At 66.8% G+C, this 5,519-nt stretch carries 5 protein-coding genes; 3 read left to right on the forward strand and 2 right to left on the reverse strand.

Going from position 1 to position 5,519, the window contains the following annotated elements; translation table 11 throughout:
- Nucleotides 1-21: 21 nt before the first annotated feature.
- Nucleotides 22-516: a hypothetical protein gene (locus G3N99_RS33585; protein ID WP_011354486.1), complete on the reverse strand. Its 495-nt coding sequence runs from the start codon at nucleotides 514-516 to the stop codon at nucleotides 22-24.
- Between the two features lie 387 nt (nucleotides 517-903).
- Here G3N99_RS33585 and G3N99_RS33590 point away from each other — a divergent pair, with 387 nt between their 5' ends.
- Nucleotides 904-1,581 (forward strand): response regulator transcription factor, encoded by a 678-nt coding sequence (locus tag G3N99_RS33590; RefSeq protein WP_206124521.1) that lies wholly within the window; start codon nucleotides 904-906, stop codon nucleotides 1,579-1,581.
- A 25-nt stretch (nucleotides 1,582-1,606) separates the two neighbouring features.
- Here the strand turns inward: G3N99_RS33590 and G3N99_RS33595 are convergent, their stop codons facing one another.
- Complete coding sequence (locus G3N99_RS33595) at nucleotides 1,607-3,160, reverse strand: methyl-accepting chemotaxis protein (protein ID WP_174937051.1); 1,554 nt, start codon at nucleotides 3,158-3,160, stop codon at nucleotides 1,607-1,609.
- A gap of 251 nt (nucleotides 3,161-3,411) precedes the next feature.
- Between G3N99_RS33595 and panE the strand changes: the two genes are divergently transcribed.
- Both panE and G3N99_RS33605 read left to right on the forward strand, forming a co-directional pair.
- Nucleotides 3,412-4,359 (forward strand): 2-dehydropantoate 2-reductase, encoded by a 948-nt coding sequence (gene panE, locus G3N99_RS33600; RefSeq protein ID WP_206124522.1) that lies wholly within the window; start codon nucleotides 3,412-3,414, stop codon nucleotides 4,357-4,359.
- Nucleotides 4,360-4,592: 233 nt separating this feature from the next.
- On the forward strand, nucleotides 4,593-5,519 hold a 927-nt coding region (locus G3N99_RS33605; RefSeq protein ID WP_206124523.1), incomplete at its 3' end, for an AraC family transcriptional regulator.

The following is a 5,519-nucleotide window of genomic DNA, read 5'->3' on the forward strand; positions in this document are numbered from 1 at the left end:
TGCCTGGCGCGCCGCGCGCGATCAGGAGGCCGGCCGCTCGAAGCCCGATGCGACCCAGCGCTCGGCGCTGGCCTTGTTGAGCTTGAACCCGGCCGACACCTTCGCTTCGGCCAGCAGCTCGCCATACGGATCGAATGCCTTGAGCTGCGCGTACGGCTCGAACTCGTCCGGCACGATGTCGAGCGTCACCGACACATCCTGGTCGTCCTCGCCCTGAACCGTCACTTCCTTGTGCAGCATCGCGCGCCGCTGCTGCTCGTGCCGCATCAGCACTTCGGTCGCGGTCTTCACGAGCGTGCGGAACGCGTTCGCGTCCATCGGCTTCGGGTTCTTCTTGTCGCGGCCCATGGTCCACGGCCCGACGAGCGCGGGCTCGGACTCGCCGTCCTTGATCATCTCGACGGCCCAGCCGTCGTCGTCTTCGTTCTTGATGATGCGGGCCGTCCAGCCGTTGTCGCGCCAGAGGCCGTCTTCGTGGATGGAGGTGTCGTCGGGTTGCAGGTCGGATTCGGTCATGAGGAAAGCGGGGGTACGGGCAGCCGGCAAACGGGCGGTGGCGCGCGGCCGGCATCGGCGCGTCGCTCGCCGCCGGTGGCCCGGCGCGGTATGCAAAGGCGTCGATTTTACCTGCTGGCCGGTCGCTTGGCCCGAATGGCCCGCCACGCTGGCCATCCGGCCGATATCCGCGGATACCGGCCGCCATGTGTCGGGCGCTCGAACCGGCGCAAATATCAAACTCGTATTACGTCCCCGGCGGCCGATCCCGATGCCGTCCGATATCCCGCTTGCGCGCGGCTTCATAGAATCGACGTTCAGGCTAAAAATAGCCTGAACGTCCTTTCAACGCCAAATCGGCCGTGCGCGTTCCGTGTCGCGCGGCCGATGAATCACCTGGAACTGCGCATGAGGAAATTCAATGTTCGCGTTGTTTTCGCGTACGACTGGCCGTTGACACTGGCCGGCATCGAGCAGGTCGCGGGCAGCGGCTGTGCGATCGAGATCGTCGCGGTCTACCGAAGCGTGGCCGAGCTGGTCGCGTCGCTTGGCGGTGTCGATTGCGATGTCGTGCTGGTCGACTATGCGATCCGCGGAGACGAGCAGATGGACGGCCTTGCGCTGTTCGACTGGCTGCGGCGCACGCGTCCGAACGTCGGGATCGTCGCGCTGGTCGCGAACGAGAACCCGCTGATTTTCGGGTCGATCCTCGCGATCGGCGGCGTGAGCATCGTCAGCAAGTTCGACGAGGTCGGCCATATCGTCACGGCCATTCATTCGAGCTACAGCGGCGGGCGCTACCTGTCGCCGCTCGTCAGGCGCGCGGTCGATGCTTTCGGCGAGCGCGGCGAGGTGCCCGTGAAGCTGTCGGCGCGCGAGATCGAGGTCATTCGCCTGTATCTGTCGGGGGTGCCGATCAAGACGATCGCGCAGCGTCTGAGCAAGGGCAAGCAGACGGTCAGCGCGCAGAAGATCAGTGCGATGAAGAAGCTCGGCGTGAGTAACGACGTCGAGCTGATCCAGCGGGCGGCGGGGTTGGGGCTCGGCACCGGCCTGGCTGAGTCACGGCCAGGCAGTGCCGTGTGAGCATGCGTGTGCCGGGCGGCAGCCGTCAAGCCGGCAACGCAAACCGCGTCACCGCATCCCGCAGCGCCTCGGCCTGATCGCGCAGCGAATGCGCGGCGGCCGCGGCTTCCTCGACGAGCGCCGCGTTCTGCTGCGTCACCTGGTCCATCTCGCCCACCGCGCGGTTGACCTGCTCGATCCCCGCACTCTGCTCGCGAGACGCATGACTGATCTCGTCGAGGATCTCGTTCACGCGCCGCACCGACTGTACGATCTCGGCCATCGTTTCACCCGCATGCGTGACGAGCGCCGCGCCTTGCTCGACGGTCTCGTTCGACGACACGATCAGCAACTTGATCTCCTTCGCGGCCGTCGCCGAGCGTTGCGCGAGCGAGCGCACCTCGGCCGCGACCACCGCGAAGCCGCGGCCCTGTTCGCCGGCACGCGCCGCTTCGACGGCCGCATTCAGCGCGAGGATGTTGGTCTGGAACGCGATTCCGTCGATTACGCCGATGATGTCGCCGATCTTGTGCGAGCGGTCGGTGATCTCGTTCATCGTGCGCACGACGTCGTCGACCACCGCGCTGCCGCGCGTCGCGACCTGCGCGGCCTGGTCGGCGAGCGATGCGGCCTGCGCGGCGCTGTCCGCGTTCTGCTTCACGTTCGCGGTCATCTGGTCCATGCTCGACGCGGTCTGCACGAGCGCGGCGGCCTGTTCCTCGGTGCGCTGCGACAGGTCCGTGTTGCCGGACGCGATCTCGCTCGCGCCGACGTTGATGTTCTCGGTGCCCATCCGCACGCGCGACACCATGTCGATCAGCCCGCCCTGCATGGTATGCAGCGCGTGCAGCAGGCTGCCGTGATCGTCGTGCTTCACGGTGACGCGCGCGGTCAGGTCGCCCTGTGCGATCCGCTGCGCGGCGTCGAGCGCCACTTCCAGTTCGCCGCCGAGATTCGCGCGCACGCTTTTCAGCACCAGCACCATCACGGCGGTCGCGATTCCGCCGAGCACGGTCGTCATCGCGAGCCAGCGGCCGACGCTTTCGAGCACGGCCGAGCGCACGTCGTTCATGTACATGCCGGTCACGAGATACCAGTCCCACGGCGCGAAGCGCTGCACCGCGCTGGTTTTCTCCTGCGGCTTGTCGGCGCCCGGCTTCGGCCACAGATACTCGACGAAGCCCTTGCCGCCCTCCAGGTTGCCGGCCTTCACGATCTCGACGAACAGGTGCTTGCCGTTCGGATCGGTGAAATTCGACACGTCCTTGCCGTTGAGATCGGACTTGATCGGATGCATCACGATCACCGGCTTCGAGTCGTTGACCGAGATGTAGCCGTCGGCGCCGTAGCGCATCGCGGCGATTGCCTCGAGCGCCTTCTGCTTCGCGTCGGCTTCCGGCAGCGCGTTCTGCTGCGACAGCTTGTAGAAATGGTCGGCCACGCTCGTGGCCTGCGCGACCAATGAAGCGAGCTGGTCGCGGCGGTCCGTGATCATCGATGCGCGGGTCTGCCATGCGCCGAGCCCGGCGATCACGAGCAAGCCGAGCCAGAGGATGACGATCATCGAGGCGAGTTTCTGATTCAGGGAAAGATTGCGCATGGTGTGTGGTCGGTCAGTCGTGGAAACTCGCCGGAACGGCGTGACGGGGTAAGTGTCTTGACGGCGTCCGGCGGGCGTCACCGTAGACGGGTTATCCCTAGGAACCGGTACCGTGGACGGATGCCTCTAATGACGACACGGGTATCTATGCATATGCATAACGGGTGTCGCTATACTCACGGGGCGATTGCGTGCGCGCCGCGGGCCCGGCTCGGCGGCGCGGCGGCGAATGAAACCGAAAGGAGGCAACGATGCGAATTCTGGTGGTAGGGGCCGGCGCGGTCGGCGGATATTTCGGCGGCCGGCTGGCCGCGGCGGGGCGCGACGTGACGTTCCTGGTGCGTGACGGCCGTGCGGCCACGCTGGCGCGCGACGGGTTGCTGATCCGCAGCCCGCATGGCGACCTGACGCTCGCGAACGTGCAGACCGTGCGTGCAGGCGATGCGGGTGCCGGCGTCGCGCCGTTCGACCTCGTGCTGCTGAGCTGCAAGGCGTACAGCCTCGACGATGCGATTCTTTCGTTCGCACCGTTCGTCGGCCCGCAGACGCTGATCCTGCCAATGCTCAACGGGATGCGTCATCTCGACGTGCTGCGCGACCGGTTCGGCGCCGCGCAGGTGCTCGGCGGGTTGTGCGTGATCGCGGCGACGCTCGATCGCGAGCAGCGCATCGTGCACCTCAACGACACGCATGGCGTCACCTTCGGCGAACTGGCTGGCGGCGAATCGCCGCGCGTGCGCGCGGTGGCCGAGGTGCTCGGCGGCGCGGGTTTCGATGCGACGCTCAGCGACAACGTGGCCGCGCGGATGTGGGAAAAGTGGGTGTTCCTCGCGACGCTCGCCGCGAGCACGTCGCTGTTCCGCGGCTCGGTGGGCGACATTCTCGCCGCGCCGGACGGCCGCCGCCTGCTCGAGACGATGCTCGCCGAATGCAGTGCGATCGCCGAGCACAACGGCCACCGGCCCGATCCGGCCGCCATCGAGCGGATGCAGCGGATGGTGCTGACGCCGTCGCCGCTGACCGCGTCGATGCTGCGCGACGTCGAGAACCATGCGCGCGTCGAAGCCGATCACGTGATCGGCGACCTGCTCGCGCGCCGCGACCCGCAAGCGGCCGAAGCACTGTCGCTGCTGCGGATCGCATACAACAACTTGAAGGCCTACGAAGTGCGGACGGCGCGCGAGCACGCGGCCGCATAAGCACCGGCGCGGGCGGCCGCCCGGCCGTTCCGCGCTGCACAAATTTGCCGCCCGGTGCCGTTTGCGGCCGGAATGCGCAAAAAAGTATCGGAAATCAGGCGTAAAGTTGGTGGAGCCGCGCGCTCGATCGACCTACATTGCTTCCCATGCGACCGGTCGCGTCGCCGCGTGAAATACGCGGCGCACGCGCGCAACGAACCGGCCAGCGAGACATGGGAATGGAGACGCCAACAATGATGCACCCCGATCTGGAAGTGGTCGAAGTGCGACGCGACGAGTCGTTCAAGGTCTGGTCGCACGGCTATCCGTATCGCACGATCCGCTGGCACTTCCATCCCGAATTCGAACTGCACCTGATCGTCGCGACGCGCGGCAAGTATTTCGTCGGTGACCACATCGGCTCGTTCGGCCCCGGTCATCTCGTGCTGCTCGGCCCGAACTTGCCGCACAACTGGGTCAGCGACATGGCCGAAGGCGAAACCGTCGAGCGCCGCAATCTCGTGATCCAGTTCGATCCGGCATTCGTGCGCCGTTGCATGGATGCGTTTCCCGAGTGCCGCGACGCGCAGGCGCTGCTCGACGATGCGCGGCGCGGGGTCGGCTTCGATGCGGCGACCAGCGCCGCGATCGCGCCGCTGTTCGACGAGCTGCTGGCCGCGCGCGGCATGCGTCGCATCGCGCTGTTCATGACGATCCTCGAGCGGCTGTGCGGGGCGGCCGAACGCACGCTGCTCGCGAGCCCCGCGTACGACCAGGCGGACGTTACGCCGACGCGGCTCAGCCATGCGCTGTCGTACATCGGCAAGAACCTTGCTTCCGAGCTGCGCGAATCCGATCTCGCGCAACTGACCGGGCAGAGCGTCAGCGCGTTCTCGCGAGCGTTCCACCGCCAGACGGGCATGCCGTTCGTGCAGTACGTGAATCGTCTGCGGATTGAGTCCGCATGCCAGATGCTGCTCGCCGACGACGCGAACATCACCGATATCTGCTTCCAGGCCGGCTTCAACAACGTGTCGAACTTCAACCGCCAGTTCCGTGCGGTGAAGGGGATGGCGCCGTCCGAATTCCGCGCGCTGCAGCGACTGAATGCGCGTAGCCGCGAGCTTGCGCTGCACGCGGCGCCCACCGGCAATCCGCTGCCGCCGCGCGTCGTCACGCCC

It is taken from the genome of Burkholderia sp. Ac-20392 (assembly GCF_017104585.1).
GTDB lineage: Bacteria > Pseudomonadota > Gammaproteobacteria > Burkholderiales > Burkholderiaceae > Burkholderia > Burkholderia lata.